This window comes from Peribacillus simplex, from assembly GCF_900156045.1.
GTDB classification, from domain to species: domain Bacteria; phylum Bacillota; class Bacilli; order Bacillales; family DSM-1321; genus Peribacillus; species Peribacillus simplex_D.
In genome coordinates, this window is the sequence record NZ_FTMX01000007.1 from 233030 (window position 1) to 258392 (window position 25363).

A 25363-nucleotide genomic window follows, 5' to 3' on the forward strand; every position below is an offset into this window, starting at 1 on the left:
ACGAAGATAATGGAACCGGGAGGCGCAAAATTGGAGAAAACTATTCAGAATATTTACTCATTAACTCCACTTCAAGAAGGAATCCTTTATGAACTGGAAATGAACAATACAGCAGAGAACCTTTACATTTCTCAAATGCGAATCAGGATAACGGGCGCTCTTGAAGTACATGCATTATTCCAGGCGTGGAGTCAGGTTGTAGAACGGCATGAAGCATTAAGAATGAAGATCATCTCTAAAAATATCGAAAACAATGTTCAGGTTGTATTCAATGCAATGGATTATCAACCAGAAATAATCGATATGACAGAGTTGAATAAACATGATCAATTAAATGAAATTCAGAGAGTGACATTCAAATCCCAGGAGATGGATGTGAATAACTCCAATTTGATGAAACTCCAGTTAGTGAAAATCGAAGAAAATCAGTATATCTTGATTTGGACTCATCACCATATAATTTTGGATGGCTGGAGTACCAGCATCGTCATCGATGAACTCTTTGTTATTTACAGCCGAATTATAGGAAGGGACTCCAAGCGGCTTATTGAAAAGCCAAAGCAATATGGAGATTTTATCCGGTATATGAATAAAATCGATGCGGAAGATCTAAACCGTTTTTGGAAAGAGCTGGCAAAGAATATTGAGCAGCCGACAATCACTTTCCCCGTTCTGAAACATGTGAAGGAAAATCAGCAGGAAAATGATCTGTTTTGGGAGATGGATAAAAAACAGAGTGAACTTTTAAGAGAATTTGCCGCTAAAAACCATGTAACGATTAATGTATTATTGCAGTTAATTTGGTCAATCGTCCTAAAGGAAATGTCCAATCAAAATCGAATAGTCTTTGGAATTGTAAGCTCTGGAAGGTCGAATAACTTATTCAAATCCGAAGAAATTGTTGGGCTGCTCATTAATACGATTCCGATGATAGCTGAAATGAACGATACAGATAGCATTACTGATTTACTGAAACGGTTCCAGGAAACATTAAACAATATGCTGGATTACTCTCAAATTTCTTTAGTGGATATCAAAAGGCATACGAAATTAAAGAAGGAAGATCCGATTTTCGAAACTTTATTCGTTTATGAAAATTATCCGGAAGCGAAAAATGAAACGTTTGATATTAACTGGGAAATAGAAGGTGGAAAAGAGACACATAGCTTTCCATTATCATTACAAGCCCAGGATAATAAAGAAACGATTAAATGCAAATTGTATTTTAATCGCTGTTTCATTGAGCGTTCACTAGTAAATGATATCCAATCAGCCTTCATGCAGATTGCCCATCAAATTACAAAAGTACAACAAATTGACGAAATATATGTCGATGTTGATTTTTCAAAACTAAAAAATAATGGGAGTAAGAACCATCAAGAAAAAAGTAACAATAAGATCATATCCACATCCATTAATCAAGAACTTAAAGAAATATGGCAAGAGTTTTTCTTGAACAGTGAGATTGATGAGGATTCTGATTTCTTTCAATTGGGCGGGCATTCGATAACAGCCATGAAATTGGTGTCTAAAATAAATAAAAGACTTGATGCGAATATGAAATTAGCCGATTTGTTTGAAAATCCTACATTGAAATTGCTGAGCCATAAGGTCTTTCCGGAAGTGAATACGACTCCTGAAGATGACACACAAGTAGTTTCATCTTTTGTGGAAAAGACATTTTTGGAAGTCTTATCAACAAGTCAAATCGATAAAGATGCCGATTTTTTTGAAGTGGGCGGACACTCGATTTTAGCCATGAAGTTATTGACAAAACTAAACAAAGAATACAATCAAATTCTAACTTTGAAAAATATTTTTCAAAATTCAACAGTCGAATCGTTGACGGCCTTCATCATTAATGAACTTTCAGATCATGACATAGAGCAAAGTGAAGCACGACAAAAAAATCATGTTTTATCCAGTAACCAAGAGGCTTTGTGGTTCAACGAAAAACTCAATGGCAAGACAACCAATTATAATATCCCTCAGAAATATAAAATTACTGGTAAAGTAGATACTTTTATATTGGAAAAATCCGTAAATCATGTCGTTAATAGACATGAGATTTTAAGGACCACCGTCCGTGAAAAAGCCGGGAAAGGCTACCAGGAAATCAGGGAAGATTTGTACATTAAAATAGATGAAATTGACCTATCTGCGTTAAAGCCCGAACAGCAAGCGACTCGTATGCTGCAAATCGAAGACGATGTCCAAGTGGAAATCTTTGAAATTGAAAAAGGTCCTCTCATGACAGTGAAACTGGTTAAATTGAGAGAAGAAGAGTCTGTTTTATTTGTGAATCTCCACCATTTCATTTTTGACGGATGGTCAGTGAGTATATTTTTAGATGAATGGTTATCTTTTTATGACAGTGAAGTGAATGAAAAGGAACTTATCCTTGGAAACGACTTTAAACAATATAAGGATTTTGCCTTTGAACAGAAAAGCTGGTTAGAACATAACATTAAAGAAGAATCGCTATTTTGGGAAACAAACTTATCTGGGGAATTACCCAAATTGGAGCTTCCTTTAGATACGATACGTACAAAAGAAAATCGCGCAGATGGCAGTAGTTTTATAGTGGAACTAACAAGGGAAGAGCTCCATGGTTTAAAGCGGATGTCCCTTGAAAAAAACTCGACATTATTCATGACACTGCTAACGATGTACCAGTCTTTTCTAGCAAAATATACAGGTCAAAACGATATCATCGTTGGAAGTCCTTTGGCAAATAGAATGATTGAAGGAACAGAAAAATCGATAGGTTATTTTGTCAATACACTGCCCTTTAGATTAAAGCTGGGACATGAGGAAACATTTGAAGAGATTCTGCAAAGAAATACAAACCATATCATCGACATCTATGATCATCAGCAAATGACATTGGAGAAAATCGTTGAAGTCATTAACCCTGAAAGAAATTTAGCAAGCACTTCATTATTTCAAACTGTCTTCATTTTACAAAATAATGCCAAAGCTGCCTTTGAAAGTGAATACATAAAGATAACGCCTGAAGTAATAAAATCAAAGGCAGCAAAATTCGATTTGAGTTTAGCTGCAGAAGAATATGAAGATAAGCTTTTATTCGCTTTTGAGTATAATTCAGGGATCTTCAATGAACAAACGATTCAAATATTAGCTGAAAATTTCTTAGAGTGGATCAGGAAAATTACTTATCAGCCTGAACGATCGATTGACAAGATATCCGTCGTGAGTAAGAGGCAGGAAAAAGTATTATTGGAAGAATGGCAGGGAGAAACCATTCGGTTTGAGGGGATCAATGACACAATCCCAGAAGCCTTCCATAAAATTGTTGAGCGGTTTCCTGATAAGGTAGCCATTGTTGATGGTCCGAGAACCATTACATATCGCGAACTGAATAATAAGAGCAATCGACTTTCACACTATTTACTAAGCAAAGGGATTTCTAAAGAAGAAAGAATCGGAATTTATGTGAATCGATCAATTGATATGGTGACAGGGATGTTGGCAGTAATTAAAGCTGGTGCTGCGTATGTTCCATTAGATCCTCATTATCCTGATGAACGGTTAAGCTATATGGTTGAAGATTCGTCCATTTCTTATTGCTTGAGTCACAAAGAACTCGGAAAGAATGGTTTGATTGACTCATCCAAAATAATATATTTTGAAGATATTGAAAAGGAATCGGATTTGTTAATGGAAACGAATCTTCACATTGCGGATCAGAGAGACTTGGCATATGTCATTTATACCTCTGGAACGACAGGCAGGCCAAAAGGAGTCATGTTAGAGCATAGAGGAATCATTAACTTAGTTTATAACCAAAATGAAATGATGTGTTTGGATACATCAGCTAAAGTGCTGCAATTCGCTACGTTTAATTTTGATTCATCCGTCATAGAAATTTTCAGCACACTATTATTCGGTGCCGAGCTGCATATAAGTGTAGATAAAGAAAATCAATTTGACATGAGTAAACTTGTTGAACAAATTAAGCGGGAAGGAATTTCTCATATCATTTTACCGCCTGCTGTGTTGAAAGAACTGCCAATCATTGAATTGAGTACGATTAAAGTGTTGGGATCTGCAGGTTCTGAATGTCCAGTTGAGCTCGTTTCAAAGTTTAAACATATATCGTTTTTCAATGGCTATGGGCCTACGGAATATTCGGTATGTACTAGCTTTAAAATGTTTCCACCGAATGAGGATGTTACAGATGAATTCGTTGTTTCAATCGGGAAGCCTTTGACTAACACGGTTGCACTTGTGTTGGATGAAAACCGGAAACTAGTGCCGGCAGGGTCAGTTGGTGAACTTTACGTTGGAGGAATTGGGTTAGCAAGGGGATATTTGAATAATGAGAGCCTGACAAATGAAAGATTCATATCCAATCCATTCAACCCTGCAGAAAAAGTATACAGAACTGGGGATTTAGTTAAGCATAACAAAGCTGGGGAATTAGTTTATATAGGCAGGGCGGACGATCAAGTGAAAATAAGGGGATACCGTGTTGAACTATCGGAGGTTAATGCTTCATTACGAAAAATGGCAGAAATCAAGGATAGTTATGTAACGGTAATGGAAGCTGGATTTGAGAATAAAAGGCTAATTGCTTATTATACGGTGAATGATGAGGTTTCGATAGATTCAATCAGAAGACGATTGAAAGAAACACTGCCTGCTTTCATGATTCCTGCCCATTTTCTGCAATTGGATAAATTTCCTTTGACGCCGAATGGAAAAGTTGATCGGAAATCCCTGCCGAAATGGACGGATCAGTTTGATGAGAGGAAGGAAAAAGTACTTGATGTGCAAGAATTGTCCAAATCTGAAACAGAGCTTCTGACTATTTGGAGAAATGTTTTAAACGATCCCACTATAGGACCAGAAGATAACTTTTTTGAATGTGGCGGTGATTCAATCATCAGTATTCAAATATGCTCTGCCGCAAAAGAAAAAGATTTATTTATAACTCCTAAAGATTTATTTGAATGCCAAACGGTCCGTGAGCTAGGGAATATTGTAAATGAGCTGGAGCAAAAACAAGTGGTTCAAGAAACAGTATCAGGTTATGTCCCGTTGACGCCTATTCAATCTTGGTTTTTTAATGAAAATCATGAGAATATCCATCATTGGAATCAATCAGTCGTTTTGATGAAGGATAATACGTTGACGACTGAACAATATAAAAAGATCATCATGAAATTAATAGATCAGCACGACGTTTTAAGGACATTATTTGAAAAACATGGTGATTCATATATCGGCAATATTTCAAATGCTGATACGGCATGTTGTTTTCATGAGTACGATGTTTCAAGTTTTAAAGATGAAAAAAGCTTGAAGGAAATTAATGAGCTAGAAGAAAACGCCCAACAAAGTTTAAATATACACAATGGCCCTTTGATGAAGTTCCTTCTATTCAGGGATCGAAGGGAGGTAAGGGTTTTTTGGGTGATTCATCACCTTGTGGTTGATGGTGTTTCGTGGAGGATACTTCTTGAACAATTTGAAAGATGCTATCAACAGATAAAGAATGAACAAGAACCATCATTGCCTTTAAAAACGACTTCTTATAAACAATGGTCCGAGAAACTAAACGAATACCAGAACGTTGACCTACCGGAAGAGGCCGTTCAATATTGGGAAAAGGAAATGAATGTTCCAGTTTCTCCGCTGAAAGAAGACTTAGGAGAAACATGTGATTTTGAAAACATGTATCAAATACAAGTGGATGAGGCCCAAACACAAAACCTCATTAAAAACACTCTAAGAAAACATAAAACGACGATTGATGAAGTTTTATTATCCGTTATCGCACATGCACTTTCCAATCGAATGGGAATCAATGAATTTTGGCTCGATTTAGAAGGACATGGCAGAGAGGATATTGAGGATGATATGGATTTATCAAGGACGGTAGGGTGGTTCACCTCGATTTATCCAGTAAGGATTAAAGGAATGGCGACTTTGGGCTCAACCTTGAGAAATACAAAAAGCATATTAAGAAATGTGCCAAACAAAGGGTTTGACTTTGGAATCCTAAAGTATATTTCCAATCGGAATCATAACTATCCAGATAGCCTCGTGAGTTACAACTATCTAGGTCAGTTTAATAACACTGGTGATATGGAACAAACCAATAGCAGCAATATAGATTCGAACTATAAATTTCCATATAAACTCAATTTTGTTGCCAGCATCGTAAACAATAAACTCATGCTGAATATTATTGGCGATAGCAGCAATGAAAACTTCCGAATGATATGTAAAGAAGTTGAAATACATTTAAACAAAATATTAAGTGGAAGTGCAGATTTGAATGACTCGATTGTCGAAACGGATTTTGAAGCTGAGAAAATAGTCGATGGAAGCACGATCTCCCATTTCATTAATAAGTTTAATAACATTGAAGAGATATACCCAGTGACATCACTTCAAGAAGGGATGTTATTCCATAGCGAAGTAACCCAAAGTCCTGAATATATTTCACAGCTATCCATTGATTTAGTAGGTGATCTGGACTTGGATAAATTAGAAGAAGCCTGGAATGAAACCTGTAGAAAATACGATGTTCTAAGATCCGTTTTCAGGCGCAATCAATTGGGGGACCGTTATCAAATCATACTTAATGACATTTATTATGTGTTTAATCATGTGGATCTAACGATGTTTAGTGAAGACGAGTCAGAATCCAAGATAGAAAATCTTTTAGAGCATAGCAAAAATAGACAAACGGATTTAGAGAATGGTCCGCTCATGAACATCACTTTGATCCAGCTATCGGATCATCGCTATAAATTCATATGGACACATCATCATGCTTTAATAGATGGCTGGAGCCTGCAAATTGTCATTAATCATTTTTTGGATAATTACCGAAACCCTTTCAATATTACAAGAGACAGTGATGAACATAAGAATGCTTATAAACAAGTCATGGATCATGTCAGGAATATTAATAAACAGGAAGAAGAAGCTTTTTGGAATGAAGAATTGAGGGATTTCGAACAAGTAAAAGCACTTTCGGGTAATAAAACGGATAAGGTAGCTTTTACATCGGATAAAGTTATTGAATATAGCTTACCTGAAGAGCTTACCGAAAGATTAATAGAATTATCCAAGCGGCATAGAAAGACAATTAATACCGTTGTTCAAGGAGTTTGGAGCATCGTTCTATCCTACCTCAGTGAAAGCGACTCAGTATGCTATGGGGTGACAAGCTCAGGAAGGAACCTCAGCATTCCGCATATTGAATCAGCTGTAGGCTTATTGATCAATACTCTGCCATTCTCTTTGAAAATCGATTGGGATGATGATTTACACTCCTATCTAACTGCTATTCAAAACAAGCAGTTACAAATGAGAGAGTATGAGTTCAGTTCACTTACGGATATAAAGCGATACGCTGAAATTCCATGGGATAAGGAATTATTCCAACATATATTTGTATTCGAAAATTATCCGAGCACAGAAGTTGCGGATGATTCGCAAATCATGATCGAAAATTCAGTTGGAAGTGAATCGACCAATTTTGATCTTACGTTCTCTGCGGCTGTAATGCAATCCAAGCTGCATTATAAAATCATTTATAAAGACAGTAAATTCGATGAAAATGAAATTTTACGTTTTATGGATTCCATGCAGGAAATATTCGTAAAACTAACAGAAGAAGAAACACTTCTATCCATTGGTAAATTAATAAATCACTTGAAAGTTGGGGCCCGATGATAAGTAAATCGATGACGACGAATAAATTGATGTCAATAACTGAAGCTTTTATAAAAATCGTGGAAGATAATCAGTCAAAAACGGCACTTTGTGAAAATGAACGGCAAATTACTTATAAAGAATTGGATATACTTTCAGATAATCTTGCCAAAAGGATCATTGATTTGGGGATTCAAGAAGAAACAATGATCGGGATTCCAAGCAAAAGGTCCATTGAACTGATCATCGGGATGCTTGCCATAATAAAGTCAGGCTGTTGCTATGTTCCAATAGACGAAAAGTACCCATTAAAAAGATTGGAATATATGCTTGCAGATACGGATATGAAGTTCTTCTTATCGTTTAATGGGCAAGAAGGGAAGCTTCGTGAATTGGATATTGAACCAATTACATTTGAGATTAATGAACTAAGCAGGGAAGGGCATATTCCCGTTAACCGTTCTTCGGAGAATGGTCTCGCATATGTTATCTATACATCGGGAACGACTGGAAAGCCTAAAGGTGTGATGATTGAGCAAAAGAGTGTAGTCAATTTAGTATTGAACTCTGAAATTCTTGAAATAAACGAAAATAATAGAGTGGCTCAATTTTCCAACCCATGCTTTGACGCCGCAACTTTTGAGATATGGGGAGCTTTATTGAATGGCGCAACTTTATTCTTGATGTCGAATGAGTTCACTTCCTTTGATGATTGGAAAGCAGCGATATCCATTGGAAAGGTGGATGTAGCTTTTTTTACGACAGGTCTTTTCAATGCAATGGTTGATGAGGATCCATTAATTTTTGAAGGATTAAAGAAAATTGTGGTTGGCGGAGATAAAATCTCGGTTTCCCATGTGAGAAGATTGAAGCAAACAATCGGACATTTTTCCTTGATTAATGGGTATGGACCAACTGAATGCACGACTTTTGCACTTTGCCATGAGGTCGAAGACAAAGATGCAGATGTTATTCCCATTGGAAAGCCGTTGAGCAATGTAGAAATCATGATTCTATCTGAAGAACAAGTAGAGGTAGCGGATGGGGAAATAGGCGAGATCTACATTGGCGGTCAAGGGGTCATGAGAGGCTATTTAAATCAGCCGCAATTAACGGAACAAGCTTTGATCATGGATGTTTTGAATCAGGCGAAGTGGTACAAAACAGGTGATCATGGCGTCCGGTTACACAATGGGGAAATCCTGTACAAAGGCCGAAAAGACAGTCAAGTGAAAATTCGCGGCTTTAGAATTGAACTGAATGAAATTCAGGAAAAGCTTGATAAATACATGAAGATTGAAAGTTCAGTAATTGCTGTTAAAAACATCAATGGTGAGAATTATGTTATCGCTTATTACAAACATAAAGATGAGAAAGCGGAAAACGCTGAAAAGGATATTAAAGATTATCTGAGCAATGAATTGCCGAATTATATGATTCCCCATTTTTTTGTCAGAGTGGATGATTTCCCGCTTAATGCCAACGGTAAAGTGGATAAAGACAAATTATTGGAAATGGATATCATGCAAAATAAAACTTCCTTGGCCAATCAAGAAACTGGAAAGAAAAAAGAAGTATTGGAGATTTGGAGAAATATATTAGGAAATCCAAGTCTAGGATTGGACGACAACTTCTTTGAAAATGGAGGCCATTCCATTTTAGCTACAAAACTGGTCTATGTAATGAAGGAAACCGTACTTCCTGAGGCCACTTTACAAATATTATTGGAAAATAACACAGTCAATAAATTTGTTGAGGCACTTGAAGTCGATTCAGCTGGCAGCATGGAAGCGGTGATGGAGAAAGATTCCATGCTCGCTCCAGCGTTGATGGAGAAAATAAGGGGAATATCCACTAAATCAGTTGAAATTGAAAAAAATATGATGATTACAGGTGGAACAGGGTTTTTAGGAGCACATCTATTAAATAAATTGTTACTGGAATTGGAAGATGTCAAAATCTATTGTTTGGTTAGATTTCCTTCAAGAAATAGATTGAAAGATACCTTAATGAAATATGGTCTTTGGCAGGATGATTTCGTAAGTAGAATCGTTGTAATTGAAGGGGATCTTAGTAAACATCAATTCGGTCTGGATGATATGACATATGAGAAATTAAGCAATGATGTTTCTCATGTGTATCATGTCGGTGCCGAAACGAATTTCTTCGAGCCATATAGCAAATCAAAGATTTCGAATGTGGATGGTGTAGTGGAGATCATTAAGTTTGCTTCATCACACACTCGGAAAAACATTCATTATGCCTCAACACTTTCTGTCTTGACCGGTGAAAGGAAATGGGACGAGGAGGACGAGTTGGTTTACTCCCCCGATTTAATGATTGGGTACAGCCAGTCCAAATGGGTTGCCGAGAAATTGCTTCTTCAAGCAAGGGAACATGGACTGACAATCGATATTTTCCGATTAGGCAGGATTTCATCTAATTCAAACGGGGTTTGGAACGAGAAGGATATGTTGTACAAGGTTTTTGAATCATTTATTGAACAAAGGATATTGCCATTTAAAGAGGAAATTCATTTTGAATTGATGCCAGTCGACTTTGTAAGTGAGTTCATTTACAAAATATCAAAATTGAATGCGAATCAGAAGCTCGGAATCTATCATATGTTCAATGATCAGAGGGTTTCAAGTGAATTCGTGACCTCCTTCTTCGAAAAAAATGAAATACCATACTCCAACATGGATTTGGAAGAATGGTTACAATCATTAAAAGAAATGACACAATCCAACGAGATTCATTCATTAAGTGCTTTGTCCCAGTTAATTGATGAATCGACAAAATTAAAAGAGTCGGAAATCCTGCAATCCAAAACCAAGAAGGAAATGGAATTGCTATCAATGAAAATGCCGGAAATCGATTCAGGGTATGTTGAAAGCTTTATGAATTTCATGCTGAAATAATCGATCATGGAGAAGGGGGATGGAAGGGCTGAAGAAGACACTTTTTTGTTTCCCTTATGCCGGGGGAAGTGCATCTTTTTATAGAGAATGGAAATTTGAAGATGATGTGATAGAGGTAGTCCCGCTGGAATACCCAGGACATGGCAGTAAATATAGTGAACCATTGTGTGACCATATGGGGGATTTGACGGATATATTAATAAATGAAATGGAAACGAAGCATCGAATGGATGCACTGGGAAGCATCTCTTTGTTTGGACATAGCATGGGTGCGATCGTAGCCTATGAAATTGCGGCAAAATTAGAAGAGAGATATGGTAATAAAGTAGAGCATTTATTCATTTCAAGTAAATCGTCTCCAAATTATAAAGTAGATCAAATCGATTGCTCTAATGCAAAACATTTAAAGCTATCGCTTGAAAAAATCGGGGGAACAAACAAGGAACTCCTGGAAACCGAGGATTTCATGAATATATTCCTGCCGATAATCCAGTCGGACTTGAATGTTTTAGCCAACTATCACCATGAAAAAAAGCACAATGAAAAGGTGGGAAATAAAGCCGTTTTGCTATTGGGCTCGGATGATACCGTGACGAAGGAAAGTATCGAAAACTGGAATGAATACATTGAGCATATTGAAGGATTGCATATATTAAAGGGTGATCATTTCTATATAAAGCAAAACCAGGCTATCGTTTTAAAAATCATTCAAGAGTATTTACTTTATAGTCGTTGTGAAGTTCTGATTTAAGGTTGCGGACTGTCTTGAATACAACTGCAATTTGTTCCGTCAATTAGTTTCAGAAGCCAAAATAATTTAATATACGTGAGTTTGGCATTATCCGCTTGGATAAGCATGAAACCTGATTTTTAAAAAAGGACTGATTTATTCAGTCCTTTTTAGATTGTAGACAAATTAAATATCCAGTTGATTTCAGAAATCCACTCCAAGTAAGCGTCTGTGGGGACTCGGCTAGCCAGTTATTCGGCAGGAGTGTCGTAAATTTCTTCAATCACTCCATATAAAAATTAAATTTCAGGGTTTGGGGTAAGGCTAACCGAACCCCCTTTTAGATGTGGGAATGGAGATTGAGGTGCCGTTCCGTGCTTTAGAGTCGACAAACCTCGATGCAGATCGATTAAATGAGAAACATCGCAACTATTGTAGTGACTGCCAAACCAATGGTGACCGGCAGCAGGTTCCGGCGGGCAAGTTCAAAGGGACTGACGTTACATATTGCAGCGGCAGGTATCAATGCCCATGGAATCAGGGTACCTCCGCCAACCCAAATCGCGGTTATTTGCCCGAGTGCAGTCAAGGTGGCGGTTCCGCTTCCGATGGCCGTTCCGAATAGTTTGGCGACAGATCCTGCTAAAGAAATGCCTGAGAAGCCCGATCCATCCAAGCCAGTGATGGCACCGATGCCCGTTAATGTGACGGCGGCTATTTCTTTCGTTAAAGGAACGGAGGCTGCTAAGGCGGCACCGAGGTCATTGACGATGCCAAGTGATGTTTTTGGTAAGTAGTCACCGATGATTTGATTGAATCCAGAATCACCTAAATAGAAGAATGCGGCGATTGGGATCACAGGTCCGAATACTTTGAAGCCAAATTGAAAACCCTGAATCAAATAGGCCGTTGATTTTTCCAGTCCTTGCTGTTTATGTGCGACAAGGGATAAAATCAGCAAAATGAAAACGGCTGTACCGCCAACCAACGCCGTGGCATCTCCGCCTTGCAACTTCAAAACCGACAATGCCACAACATCCAACAGAAAGGCAATCGGAATGAAAACGGCAAAAAACTTTTTTTGTCCCAGTGTGAGCAAATCTTCACTTATTGTTTGATCTTGGACGATTCCCTCATGATCCGCCGCCTTGATTCTTCCAAGCTTCATATCCCGCTTTAAAAGGATAAAGGCGGAGATGGTGGTGACGACCCCCATTGTAATGACAAGGGGAATGCTCGCAGTGATGACATCGCCGACTGGTATGGAAGCGGCATCCCCCGTTAGTTTAGGTGCAGCCTGAATGATGAAATCCCCTGATAATGCGATTCCATGACCAAAAAGGTTCATCGCCATCGCCACGCCGAGTGCAGGTAAACCAGCCCGTAAGGCAACGGGGAGCAGGACCGCCCCAAGTAAGGCAACGGCAGGTGATGGCCAGAAAAACCAAGATATTATCATCATGACGATTCCAATTACCCAAAAGGCAAGTGTAGGATTCTTAATGAATTTCGCAAACGGTGCAATCATGACATCATTAATGCCGGACCTCGTTAAAACCGTGCTCATGGCAACGATGATTGAAATGATTAAAATCGTGGACATTAATTCCGTGATTGCGAAAATGAAGCTGTTGAATATCCCGCTTATGGAGGAGGCTAAACTGCCTGTAGCCACTAAAGCCAAAAGGAATATTCCAACTATGCAGATGAGGGTAGTATCACGACGTTTTACCATAAACCCGATTATCAATGCAATAAATACAACATAAATCCAATGGAGTGCCGTTAATTCCATCTCCATGATCCGTCCCCCTCATATATGTGCCTAGTTACAGATTATGAGGGAGGTATGGGGTGGTGAGTTGTTTCAAAAATTTTAAAGGCTTATCTTATTTTCATGAAGTAAATATCAAGATCAAGAAGACTGCATTATCAGAAAGAGTGATTCGAAATGAAGAAGGTACGGAACAAGCTTATAAACGAAATGATAAAAAAGGGGATTTTTGAAATGGATAAAACTAAAGTCATTTAGCTTTAATACTTTCTAGAGTTTTTTGTATTCATTATATTTTTTTAGGTAAATTTCCATTTAATTAAACTAAAATATTGTCTTTTTTTTAGGCTGTTTTCGCATACTTTGTTGCTATTTACCAAGTAAAGCGGTGTGGTTGATTTCCCCTCCAGATGCTCGCTTTCCGCGGGGCGGGCGGTGAGCCTCCTCGGCGTAAACGCCTGTGGGGTCTCACCTGTCCCACTGCTCCAGCAGGAGTCTCGCACTTCCGCTCCAATCAACCTTAAATCGTTTCGTTTTAAAAACAACAATCTTTACGAAAAGAGCCTTTTTTTATTGTCCAAGAAAAGAGTATTGCACTTTCCTTACCCATTTCATCATAATAGGCTTTTGTTTGTTGTCTCTTCATTATCAAAAGAAAATATCCTGCCTCCGCAGTTCTCACACACAGAAGGTAATAAAACAATTTTGGCGCCTTGTATTATAGTCCATGTTAATTTCTCTTTCACAGAGTTAAGAGACCAGCAGTAACAAATGGTAGCTATCTATAAAAACAGGAAAACCTAAATCAATGTGGAAGTAGGGATAAAATGAAATCTAGGGTTACATATGATGAAGAAGCAGAGTTAGCATATTTATATACTTTACCCTCATCAGTAAAGTATAAGATAGAGTCTACTATTGAATTAGAAGTAAATGAATATTTAGAGTTAGATATTGATGAAGGTAGTAGAATAGTAGGGATCGAGTTTTTTGGCCCAATAACATCAAAGTTGTCTAAAATAGCTGGAAGCAGGAAAATTTATAAGAAAAATGGAGAGAAATTTTCATTCCGCTTAACTGAAAAGGATATAAAAAGTAAGTTTAACTTTAAAGGAATTGACTTTTGTTTTGCGGACAATGATTTTCAAGAATTTGTGGGCTTTGATGTAGTTGATATAAAGAAGTACAACGGGGAATCTTTGAAATTCATTACAGAATGATTCTAAAAGACAATAGATATTGAAGCTTAATTCTGATAGAAAAAGTCCTTTTCTTAATTGAAAGGGGCTATTTTCATTTTTAAAGGTAAATTAAATTATAGACAAACCATGGGGAATTTTAAGGTTTATCTTCTTTATTTTCAACAATACTTCAAGTATCCTTAATGAATAGCAACTACTGTAAATGAGGGATCAGCCGTGAAGCAAATATATAGTGATGTCATACAATTTCGGGGTACACATTATGAGTTTGGATACATGCAAGGGGAGGAATTAAAAGGTTCACTAACGGTAAAAAATCGTGTAGATCAGTGGAAGATCAGGCAGCCGCGGTTTACGGTTGAGGAAGAAGAGGTCAAGAAAGCAATTACACAATTCGCCCCTGGAGTTTGGGAGGAATTACTGGGGTTGCAAGAAGCGCTGAAATGGCCAATGGACCGCGTGCTGCAAGAGTTCGGTGGATACCGATTGGATTATGTCCGGTCGGGCTGTTCCATAATGACTGGCGATGATTATCTCATTCGCAATTATGATTATCACCCAAAGACATATGAAGGACGCTATGTCTTATTCCAGCCAACCGATCAAGGGTATTCAAGCATCGGCCCGAGTCAGCGAGGAACTGGCCGGATGGATGGAATGAATGAAAAAGGTTTGGTGATAGGCTATAATTTCATGAATCGCAAGAACCCTGGTGATGGTTTCATTTGCTGCATGATTGGCAGACTGATTGTTGAATCTTGTGCGAACGTACAGGAAGCGGTCGCGATGTTGAAGGAAATCCCGCATCGTCATTCCTTCACTTACGTCGTCTATGATAAAAGCGGAAGTACCTATATCGTTGAAACCTCTCCGAGAAATGTAGAGGTGCGCACGTCAAATGCCTGTACCAATCACTTTGAAATCATGAAAAATGAAAACCGTAACCATCTCATCGATTCGAAACGCCGATTGGAGATCATCCAAGAACATGAAGGGAGACTTTCATCTGCCTACGATGCTTATCGATTGTTTAATGATACCAATCAAGGTGTCTTCTCGGATTTATATAGCAGCTGGGCAGGAACGATTCATACATCCGCTTATTTACCTAAGGAGATGAAAGCTTGGATTGCTTTGGGAGGGAACCAGGAGCCGACTTCAATAGATTTTGCAAAATGGCTCGAAGGGGAAGATGTTGAGTTAGAACGAATCAGAGGTGTGGTTGATACGGATATACCCTTCGTGCATATGGATGAGGGGGCGAATTGGTTTCGCTGAAGTAAATTTAAACCTTACTTTGTTAACTGGCCCAATCCTTGGATTGGGCTTCTTTTATTGTTCTATTTTTAGGAAAACCTGGTACTATTTATTAGGGGGTGTCACAGTAATATAATAAGATAGAGTAACAGATTTTGGATTATAAAAAAGAAGTTGAGGTCTGTTTATTTGCCGTACTTGTACAATGAATAAGGGGATGTGCGAATGTTTTCTACAGCTATTGGATGGTTTCGGTTCATTACAATAATCGAGGGAATCTCATATGTTTTATTGCTTGGCATTGGTATGCCCATTAAGTACATATTGGATATTGGGGAAGCAACACTCATTTTAGGCAGCATCCATGGTTTCTTATTTGTCGTGTTTGGGCTTTTATTACTTTATGTGAGCATCATATCAAAATGGTCCTTTTTAAAAATGGCGATGATTTTCATCGTTTCATTCATCCCATTTGGGAATTTTGTAATCGACCACAGGCTATTGAAGCAAAGTTAAATGATAAAGAATCATGCCCTAATACTTTTATTTTTGAAAAATCCATAAAAAAACGCCTTTCCATTTAAATGAAAGGCGTTTTTTTATGGATTTAAGCTTGCTGTAAGGTTGGCACAAAGATGCTGTAAGAATGAGCATGTAAAGTATAATTATCAACAATACTGAAGAGGTGAAACAAATGGAACCATTATTAAAAGTGGAAAATATAAAAAAAACATATGGTAAATCAAGTGCTGCCTACACAGCGTTGGAAAATATATCTTTTGACATTCATGAAGGGGAGTTTGTAGGAATCATGGGACCTTCAGGAGCGGGGAAATCGACGTTGCTCAATATGTTGGCAACCATTGATTCGCCGACTGAAGGGGAAATTTTCATGAATGATACGAGCATTCACGATATGAAAGGGGCAGATTTAACGGATTTCAGACGTGATAATCTTGGTTTCATCTTCCAGGATTACAATTTGCTCGACTCATTGACTGTGAAGGAAAATATATTATTACCACTGGCTATTGCGAAAGTTCCAGCGAAAGAAATTACTAACTTGGTGAATCGTATTGCTAAAGTATTTGGGATTGAAGATTTATTAGCTAAATACCCTTACCAAATCTCCGGTGGGCAAAAGCAAAGAACAGCTGCAGCCAGAGCGCTTGTGACGGAGCCTGCATTGATCCTTGCTGATGAGCCAACAGGTGCACTTGATTCAAAATCGGCAACAGGTCTGCTGGAAAGCTTAAGTGAACTAAATGAAAAAAATAATTCGACCATCATGTTGGTGACACATGATGCATATGCCGCAAGCTTCTGCAGGCGGATCATTTTCATCAAGGATGGTACGCTTTCAACAGAACTTTATCGTCGTGGTCAATCACGCAAAGCTTTCTTCCAAGAAATTATGGATGTCCTTGCAACAATTGGAGGTGAGGTAGATGACGTTATTTAGTCTGGCGAGGAAAAATATTGCTCGGAACCTATCCCAATATTTTTTATATATCGCATCCATGGTATTTAGCATTATCATCTACTTCACATTTGTAACATTAAAATATAGCGATACAGTTGCAGAACAAACGGCTTCATCACAGAAATTAGATTCATTGATGAGTGGTGCGGCAGTCATCCTGATTTTCTTCGTTGCCATTTTTATTGCCTATTCCAATTCATTCTTTATGAAAAAACGTAAAAAAGAAGTGGCATTATATGCATTGCTTGGCGTACGTAATCGTCAGATTGGTTTTATGCTCTTCTTTGAAAATCTATTGCTAGGTTTGGTTTCATTAGTTGTGGGGATTTTACTTGGATTTCTTTGTTCAAAAGGATTCATGACGATTTTGATCTATTTAATGGGCTATGATGTCATGGCACCATTTACATTTTCGGGATCTGCAGCTTTGAACACCTCTATCGTATTTCTTATGATTTTCTTGGTGACATCATTCCAGGGCTATCGTTTGATCTATCAATTTAAACTAATTGATCTTTTCCATGCATCGAAAAAGGGGGAAGCTGCACCGAAGCCATCGATGATTGTAGCTTTTCTGGGGATTTTCCTGATTATCATGGGTTATTGGTTGGCGATGCAAGATCTTTTTACTTCTAAAGTATGGGAAAAGGTCGGCTTTTTAATGACGGCACTCATTATTTTGACATCGGTCATCGCCGGTACGTTTTTATTGTTTCATAGCGTGACAGGCTTTGTGTTGGCCGTGATTAAGAAAAATGAAAGATGGCTATGGAAAGGCCTGCACCTGATGACGATCTCGCAATTGCTATATCGCATTCGGGGAAATGCACGTACATTGACCGTAATTGCTATGTTAAGTGCTACAACGGTAACGGCTGGCGGTGCGGTTTATGGTCTTTATTACAACGCGAATGACCAAGTTATGACCGTTGATCCGAATACCTTCATGTATCAGCAAACGGATGCAAAAAGCGATCATCAAGTCAGCGCTGTATTGCCAAATACAAAGTATGATGAAAATGTCGAAGCACTATCTGTCACATTTAATACAAAAGAATTGAATAAGGGTTCGGCATTCGATAGCTCGGATAAACGGATTTACACGATAATCGATGAAAGAACATATAACAAATTAGCAGAAGTGCAAGGCAAGGAGGCACTGTATGTGAATAATGACAAAGCAGTCATTTTAGATATTGGATATGACAAAAGATTCTCACCTGAATACAAGGACAAGACCATCAGGACAGAAAACAACACGGCAATCACATTTCAAAGCTTTAAAACACAAACAGTACTAAATGCCGGAACAGCAGGCATTGCAGTGGTCGTATCGAATAAGCAATTTAAATCATTGCAAAAAGAAGGGGAAGCGCTAAAATATCGTGTCATCGGTGTTGATCAAGCTTCCACGGATTTATCTGAAAAAATTGCAAAACAAGTGCCTGAAGAAGCTCTATTTTCCAGTGCCCCTCAAGATTTCCAAACAAGCATCGAAAGTGTAGGATCATTACTCTTTATCGGAAGTTTTCTGGGCCTGGTTTTTTTAGCGGCAACAGGCAGCATCATTTACTTTAAAGTTCTAACGGAAGCAGAGGAAGATAAATCACAATACAATATGCTTCATAAGATGGGCGTTAACGCAAAAGAAATGCGGAAATCCATTGCATCACAAGTGCTTGTAATCTTTTTCGTTCCACTGGCAGTGGGGTTATTACACAGTGCGGTTGCTTTAAAAGCCTTCTCGGGCTTATTGATGATGGATCTTGCAAAACCTGTGTTGATCTGGATGGCCGCTTATACGGTTATTTACGGTCTGTATTATATCTTAACGGTAGCTTCCTATAATCGTATTATCTTACAAAATAATAAAACAGAAGGATGATCAAGATGAAGAAATTTCTTATGGTAGTCGGCATTTTGTTTATACTGGGAGCGGCAGGAGTCATCGCGCTTACTAAAATCGACTTTAACCGCATGAATGCCGATAATTATTATTTGCAAATTACAGAGGACGGGGTACAACATGAAACCAAACTGGACGATGGTTCAGTGATGACTTATTATTCTTATAAACTTGACGCCAAAAATGCAGATGGTGAAACGATACCGCTTGAATTCACGGCACAAAAAAACCTTCGAAAAGATGCTTACTTAAAGATGTACGTGAAAAATGGTGATGAAGTTTCGTCATATGATGAAGTGAAATTCGAGGATATTCCAAAAAAGGCACAAACAAAATAAATAAATAGGAAAGAAGGGCTGTCTGTAAGTTATGGACAGCCTTTTCTCTGCAAGAAAAAAACTTATAAAAGTATCGTGATCGTGGTTCCCTTATTTTCAATGCTAGTCAAATCTAGTTTACCTTGATGAGCCAGAATGATGTCCCTTGCAATGGCCATTCCTAAACCGGTCCCATGTGTACTGGCAGTATTCGTACCTCGATAATAGCGTTCAAAAACCTGTTCTAAATCTTTGGCGGGAATACCGCGGCCATTATCGGCAATGGTAATTTGGGTATGCAGTTCAGATTGTGGACCAAGATCATCAATTTGTATTTTCACAACGACATTTTCCTCGTTATGTACTAGCGCGTTATAGATAAGGTTAAAAATCGCCCGTTTCAGTAATTTTTTATCCACCTTATGTGTTGCTTTGTCCACATTTGCCACAAACTCAACCTGTTGATCACCAAATTGTGAATCATTTAAAAGCTCGATCGTCATTTCTCTTATAAACCCGACGATATCAATATCTTCAAATTGCAAAGGAAGTCGTTGGTTGCGCAAGCGCATCGTTAAATTCAGGTCATCCAACAAATCTTTCATATAAACGGACTGTCTATTGATAACGGATGTAAACTCATACAATTCCTGTGGTGTTAATTCAGTGGCGTTATCTTTCATCAATTCTGTATAACCATGGATGGAAGCAAGTGGTGTCTTCATGTCATGAGAAATATTGCTAATCCATTCCTCACGCATTTGGTCGAGTTGATCACGTTCTTTTTCATACTGATCCAACTTCACCGATAGTTCATTCATATTGCGAAATACATCTTCATAAACGCCTTTTGGTATGCTCATTTTTTTAAAGCGCCGCTCCCGAAGCTGCTGAATTCCTTCTATTAATATGTTCAGCGGACTCGTTAATTTCTTTCCAAATAAGAATCCAATGACTAATGCAATGAGGATATCCACGATTAAAAATATTACTAGTAAGATGTTAAAGTTCTTAAAAACTTTTTCATAATCATAGGTTATTACATAGCGGCCAATTTTCTGTTCCTTAACTCCTACAAAATAGCTGAAATTATGGGCTTCGCCGACAAAAACAGTCGTTTCTGCATCAATTTCCTTATACTTATACATTTGGACGATTTCAACAGGAGAATATACGGTTTGCAATTTTTGCGGTGTATAAAAGGCTGCAACTTGCTCACCCTCATCATTCAAAAATTGAATCCAGGCGTTATTGTTCCGCAGTTTTTCCAGCCCTTCTTCATTTACGATCGGTTTGTTATCGATTAGTTCCACATATTGTGAAAATGTTCTGCTGAAGTTTTCAGCAGAAACTTCTTCTGCCTCGAAATTATGCATGGCTCGATAAAAGAGTAGGGATAAAAGTAAAATTGTATTTACGACCCCTACGATTACAACAATTGTCACAACGGATCCTAAAAAGCGCCGTGTCAATTTCCACTTCATCTTGTTTCACCCTTGGTTTGCAGTTTATAACCAAGCCCTTTGACGGTTAGTAAAAAAGAGGGCTTTGAAGGATCTGCCTCGATTTTTTCGCGTAAACGGCGAATATGCACCATTACTGTATTATCAGAGCCAAAGAAATCATCGCCCCACACATGTTCAAATAAAGTTTCCTTGCTCAAGATCTGATTCGGGTGATGCATAAAGCAGCTCATCAGTCCGATTTCTTTAGCTGTGAGCTCGAGCGTTTTGCCATCCTTTTTCACCTCATTTTCATTTGCGCTAAGCTCAAAAGGACCAACATGAAATTTTTTCGGAGCCGCCTTTTCCTCTGAAAAGCCCGCACGCCTCAGCTGCGCCTTTACCCGATATGCCACTTCTTTCGGACTGAATGGTTTGGTAATATAATCATCCCCGCCAATCGCCAACCCTAGAAGCTTATCAATTTCCTCATCCTTTGCCGACAAAAATAAAATGGGCACATTCGACACTTCACGAATTTGCTTACATAAATCATAGCCTTCACCATCAGGCAGCATTATATCAAGCAAGACCAGTGATGGATCGAACTCCTGAAACCTTGCCCACCCATCCGCAATCGTCCCCGCCGTAACAATATTCGGGATACCTTCTTTATGTAAAACTGTCTCCATGAGACGTGCCAAATCTTCTTCATCGTCAATAATTAAAATCCACTGATCATTAGACATTCTGCTACCTCCCAAACATCAATCATACCCTCCAGTATAGAGCACCCCTTAAGAAAAAATAAGGGGAGGAAAGATATTTAACGAACTCATTCCATTATTTTCACGAAACAGAGTCGAAAAAACGAAAGTACCATAACATGAAAAGTTACTGTAGAGATCAGGATTCTGAGCCTGGTTCTTATTTTGTTAAGGGAGTTTCCGAAAGAAGATCATGCTTCATACTGATTTGGTAAAGGTTGTATGATAAACTGTTTAAAGTATTGTTAGGAAGATTATGCTAAGTGATAGGATTCAGAAATTCGTTCCAAAGTACGTAGCGATTGTGGAAGAATAAAAGGAGAAAAAAATAATGGAAACAAAAAAGGTGTTACCCGTTCTTTTTTTAGTGATGTTTTTAGTCATGGTCGGATTTGGGATCATCATTCCCGTCATTCCGTTCCTTGCCGAAAAGGTTGGTGGCAGTCCTACAGAGCTTGGTCTTTTAATGGCTGTTTATTCATTAATGCAATTATTTTTTGCCCCGATGTGGGGACGTATATCTGACAGGATTGGACGTAAGCCTGTCATGATTATCGGGATTGCTGGACTGGCCCTTTCGTTTTTCATCATGGCTTCGGCAGATTCCTTATGGGTATTATTTGTAGCCAGGATCATTGGGGGGATTTTGTCATCGGCAAACATGCCAACCGCAATGGCGTATGTGGCTGATATCACGACGCCGGAAGATCGGGGAAAAGGGATGGGAATCATCGGGGCCGCTACAGGGCTTGGATTCATCTTCGGACCTGCGATTGGCGGGGTATTCTCCAAATCAAGTTTGAACTTACCGTTTTACATTGCTGGAATATCCTCTTTGATTACTTTATTCTTAGTGATCGCGATACTAAAGGAATCACATACGGTTGAAAAGAGGGCACAACAGTCAATAAATAAAGAGTCCATGTGGAAAGCCTTTAAAGGGCCACTTAAAACCATGTTCTTTCTGCAAATGATCGTTACCCTTTCAATGGCAGGACTCGAAACGACTTTTGCCTATTTTGCAGCCAAAAAGGCTGATATAAGTCTTGTACAATTAGGCTATATCTTTATGATCATGGGGTTTGGCAGTGCGATCGTTCAAGGTGGATTAGTGGGTAGGATGACAAAGAAATATGGGGAAGGCGCGGTTATCCGAATGGGAATCATCGTGTCGGCAGTTGGTTTCATTCTCATCCTGTTCTCTTCCGGTTTTTGGACATCGGCGATCTTCCTGACCATCTTCGGATTGGGTAATGGGTTCATCCGGCCGGCAATTTCGGCACTGCTGACCAAAAGTTCCATGACGGGCCATGGCAGTGTCACTGGCCTGCTATCTTCATTCGACTCGTTCGGCAGGATTGCTGGTCCCCCGATAGGCGGTTGGTTATTTTCGATTTCGATTGATTTACCATTTATATCGGGCGCAATCCTTTCCGTTTTTGCTTTGATTCTTTTTCAGTTATACCATGCACGGACACAGAGTGAACAGGTCCAAGCATCTCATTAATTTAATGATATGCAAATACCCCCCATTTCTAAAAATGGGGGGTGGCCGCGAGCGGTGCTTGAATAGCACCGTGTTTTATTGAATCATATTGAGGAATTTACGTGTACGCGCTTCTTTAGGATTTGTGAAAATTTGCTCGGGTGTTCCCCGCTCCATTATTTTTCCTTCATCCATGAAAATGACTTCGTCGGCGACTTCACGGGCGAAACGCATTTCATGGGTCACCACGATCATTGTCATGCCTTCTTCTTTCGCCAGGTTTTTCATGACCTGTAGCACGTCTCCGACTAGTTCGGGATCTAAAGCGGACGTAGGTTCATCGAATAGCATGACCTTAGGCTCCATGGCCAGGGCCCTTGCAATTCCGACTCGCTGCTGCTGTCCGCCGGACAATTGAAATGGATAAAAATCGATTTTTTCACCTAAGCCCACTTTTGTAAGCAGGGAGGCAGCCCTTTCTTTCGCTTGATGTTTGGCTATGTTTTTTACAATGATGGGGCCTTCCATTACATTTTCCAATGCCGTTTTGTGGGGGAAGAGGTTATAGCTTTGGAAAACCATCCCTGTCAAACTGCGAAAAGATGTAATCGATTTTTTTCTAACGGGCTTCTTGAAGTCCATTACTGTTTCATCGATTTCAATCGTCCCGTCCGTTGGCACCTCAAGGAGATTCAAACACCGAAGAAAGGTTGTTTTACCTGAACCCGAAGGACCGATCAATACAATGACTTTACCTTGCTCCACTTCCAAATCGATGCCCTTTAATACTTCAAGGTCACCAAATGATTTATGAAGATTCTTAATGTTAATCATTTTAAAATCTCCTTTAACTACTGCGGTTCTTATTTTGCTACATAACGATTAAGTCTGTCCTCTAAACTTCCTTGAATGAAAGATAGAATCGTGCAAAAAATCCAATATAAAGCAGCTGCTTCCATGTATAGTAGTAGAAATTCATAGTTTTTTGCAGCGATCTCCTGGGCTTTGCGGAATAATTCCGTTACAAGAATGAGTGATGCAAGCGATGTATCTTTTAAAAGGCTAATGAACGTATTGGATAATGGGGGAATGGATACCCGCGCTGCTTGCGGCAAGACAATCCGCTTTAAGGCTTGGGTATATGTCATCCCGATTGAATAGCCTGCTTCCCATTGCCCTTTTGGTATCGATAAAATGGCTGCTCGGATAATTTCCGAAGCATATGCTCCTACATTTAAAGAGAATCCTATAATGGCCGATATGAAAGGATCAATGGTTACACCTAAGTTTGGAAGTCCATAGAAAATGATAAATAATTGCACAAGTAAAGGTGTCCCGCGGATGATCGACACATATACACGCGCAATTATTTGAAGAATCCTAATGGAAGATAATCTAGCCAATGCTGTGAGTACAGCGAGAATAAGGCCGAGAACGAATGTGATCAATGTTAGTGGAATCGTATGTTGAATAGCTCCCTCTATCATAGGATAGAGGGAGGTTTGAGCGATGGAAACAAGCTGGTCCATACGCTCGGGGTCGGTGAAAATATTACTTAGGAGAAACATCTTCACCAAACCATTTATCCGAGATTTTCGCGTACGTGCCGTCGTCTTCCATTGCTTTAAGTGCTTTGTTTACTTCTTCCACTAATTTGCCGCTGTCTTTTCTGAACATTAAACCACTCGGGACTCCGCTTTTTTCTTCATCAGCGACTTTGATAGGTGCATCCGGGTGTTGCTTTTTATAATCAAGGTACGATAATTTGTCATTGACCGTGGCATCTACACGTTTAGAACCAATAAGCTGTACGGATTGAGAAAACCCTTCAATGCCTGTAACTTCAGCACCATGTGATTTGGCTATCTCATTGTAATTACTCGTTAAAGATTGTGCAGAGGTCTTGCCTTTCAAATCATCGAAGGATTTAATATCCTTATTATCTTTGTGTACAAGCAATACGGCCCCTGATTGAATATATGGGTCAGAGAAATCATATTTCTTTTGACGGTCTTCATCGATGCCCACTTGGTTTGCGATCATATCAAAACGTTTAGCATCCAAGCCTGCAAACATGCCGTCCCATTGTGTTTCCTTGAATTCAGCTTTCACTCCAAGGCGTTTTGCCACTTCTTTAGCAATTTCAACATCAAATCCCGTTAGTTTATCTGAATCATCGTGGAATGTGAAAGGAGGATATGTACCTTCAGTTCCAACAGTTAATACGCCATCTTTTTTAACTTTGTCATATAGACTTTCTTGTGATGAAGATTTATTGTCGGTATCGTTTGCCTCATTTTTGTTATTGGTACCACAAGCGGTAAGTACAACCGTGAAAGCTAACAATAGCGATAAAAGTGCAACCATTTTTTTCATTTGGGTA

General features: G+C 38.7%; 17 protein-coding genes. 11 read left to right on the top strand and 6 right to left on the bottom strand.

The annotated features are described in order from the left end of the window. Positions 1-30: 30 nt before the first annotated feature. The 3 genes from BW986_RS22700 to BW986_RS22710 are packed head-to-tail and all read left to right on the top strand — an operon-like array spanning position 31 to position 11367. Complete coding sequence (locus tag BW986_RS22700) at positions 31-7716, top strand: non-ribosomal peptide synthetase (RefSeq protein ID WP_179086140.1); 7686 nt, start codon at positions 31-33, stop codon at positions 7714-7716. Further along, complete coding sequence (locus BW986_RS22705) at positions 7713-10616, top strand: non-ribosomal peptide synthetase (RefSeq protein WP_076371037.1); 2904 nt, start codon at positions 7713-7715, stop codon at positions 10614-10616. The genes BW986_RS22700 and BW986_RS22705 overlap by 4 nt, the downstream gene beginning before the upstream one ends. A 19-nt stretch (positions 10617-10635) precedes the next feature. Continuing rightward, the gene (locus BW986_RS22710; protein WP_076371039.1) at positions 10636-11367 is read left to right on the top strand and encodes a thioesterase II family protein; all 732 of its coding nucleotides are present in this window, start codon (positions 10636-10638) and stop codon (positions 11365-11367) included. Positions 11368-11755: 388 nt separating this feature from the next. Here the strand turns inward: BW986_RS22710 and BW986_RS22715 are convergent, their stop codons facing one another. Beyond that, positions 11756-13147 (bottom strand): hypothetical protein, encoded by a 1392-nt coding sequence (locus tag BW986_RS22715; RefSeq protein ID WP_076371041.1) that lies wholly within the window; start codon positions 13145-13147, stop codon positions 11756-11758. 56 nt (positions 13148-13203) lie between these two features. On the opposite strand from BW986_RS22715, the gene BW986_RS30390 reads away from it, so the two are divergent. From BW986_RS30390 to BW986_RS22750, 7 genes are all read left to right on the top strand, one after another. After that, the gene (locus BW986_RS30390; RefSeq protein ID WP_179086141.1) at positions 13204-13353 is read left to right on the top strand and encodes a hypothetical protein; all 150 of its coding nucleotides are present in this window, start codon (positions 13204-13206) and stop codon (positions 13351-13353) included. Between the two features lie 594 nt (positions 13354-13947). Beyond that, the gene (locus BW986_RS22725; protein ID WP_076371045.1) at positions 13948-14340 is read left to right on the top strand and encodes a DUF2283 domain-containing protein; all 393 of its coding nucleotides are present in this window, start codon (positions 13948-13950) and stop codon (positions 14338-14340) included. 198 nt (positions 14341-14538) lie between these two features. Then, entirely contained in the window at positions 14539-15600 is a 1062-nt protein-coding gene (locus BW986_RS22730; RefSeq protein ID WP_076371047.1) for a C45 family autoproteolytic acyltransferase/hydrolase, read from the top strand. Between the two features lie 204 nt (positions 15601-15804). Then, positions 15805-16095, top strand: a complete 291-nt coding sequence (locus BW986_RS22735) for a DUF3817 domain-containing protein (RefSeq protein WP_076371049.1) — start codon at positions 15805-15807, stop codon at positions 16093-16095. Positions 16096-16273: 178 nt separating this feature from the next. Continuing rightward, complete coding sequence (locus BW986_RS22740) at positions 16274-17041, top strand: ABC transporter ATP-binding protein (protein ID WP_076371051.1); 768 nt, start codon at positions 16274-16276, stop codon at positions 17039-17041. Continuing rightward, positions 17028-18947: an ABC transporter permease gene (locus tag BW986_RS22745; protein WP_076371053.1), complete on the top strand. Its 1920-nt coding sequence runs from the start codon at positions 17028-17030 to the stop codon at positions 18945-18947. The genes BW986_RS22740 and BW986_RS22745 overlap by 14 nt, the downstream gene beginning before the upstream one ends. A gap of 5 nt (positions 18948-18952) precedes the next feature. Next, positions 18953-19306 (top strand): YxeA family protein, encoded by a 354-nt coding sequence (locus BW986_RS22750; RefSeq protein WP_076371055.1) that lies wholly within the window; start codon positions 18953-18955, stop codon positions 19304-19306. Positions 19307-19368: 62 nt separating this feature from the next. Here the strand turns inward: BW986_RS22750 and BW986_RS22755 are convergent, their stop codons facing one another. Both BW986_RS22755 and BW986_RS22760 read right to left on the bottom strand, forming a co-directional pair. Continuing rightward, positions 19369-20769, bottom strand: a complete 1401-nt coding sequence (locus BW986_RS22755) for a sensor histidine kinase (protein WP_076371057.1) — start codon at positions 20767-20769, stop codon at positions 19369-19371. Then, complete coding sequence (locus tag BW986_RS22760) at positions 20766-21476, bottom strand: response regulator transcription factor (protein WP_076371059.1); 711 nt, start codon at positions 21474-21476, stop codon at positions 20766-20768. The genes BW986_RS22755 and BW986_RS22760 overlap by 4 nt, the downstream gene beginning before the upstream one ends. Positions 21477-21825: 349 nt before the next feature. Here BW986_RS22760 and BW986_RS22765 point away from each other — a divergent pair, with 349 nt between their 5' ends. Next, the gene (locus BW986_RS22765) at positions 21826-23001 is read left to right on the top strand and encodes an MFS transporter (protein ID WP_076371061.1); all 1176 of its coding nucleotides are present in this window, start codon (positions 21826-21828) and stop codon (positions 22999-23001) included. A gap of 75 nt (positions 23002-23076) precedes the next feature. Here the strand turns inward: BW986_RS22765 and BW986_RS22770 are convergent, their stop codons facing one another. The 3 genes from BW986_RS22770 to BW986_RS22780 are packed head-to-tail and all read right to left on the bottom strand — an operon-like array spanning position 23077 to position 25356. Continuing rightward, positions 23077-23814 (bottom strand): amino acid ABC transporter ATP-binding protein, encoded by a 738-nt coding sequence (locus BW986_RS22770; RefSeq protein ID WP_076371063.1) that lies wholly within the window; start codon positions 23812-23814, stop codon positions 23077-23079. A gap of 29 nt (positions 23815-23843) precedes the next feature. Then, positions 23844-24548 (bottom strand): amino acid ABC transporter permease, encoded by a 705-nt coding sequence (locus BW986_RS22775; protein WP_076371065.1) that lies wholly within the window; start codon positions 24546-24548, stop codon positions 23844-23846. Further along, the gene (locus tag BW986_RS22780) at positions 24532-25356 is read right to left on the bottom strand and encodes an amino acid ABC transporter substrate-binding protein (RefSeq protein WP_076371067.1); all 825 of its coding nucleotides are present in this window, start codon (positions 25354-25356) and stop codon (positions 24532-24534) included. Before BW986_RS22780 ends, BW986_RS22775 begins: the two co-directional genes overlap by 17 nt. Positions 25357-25363 lie beyond the last annotated feature (7 nt).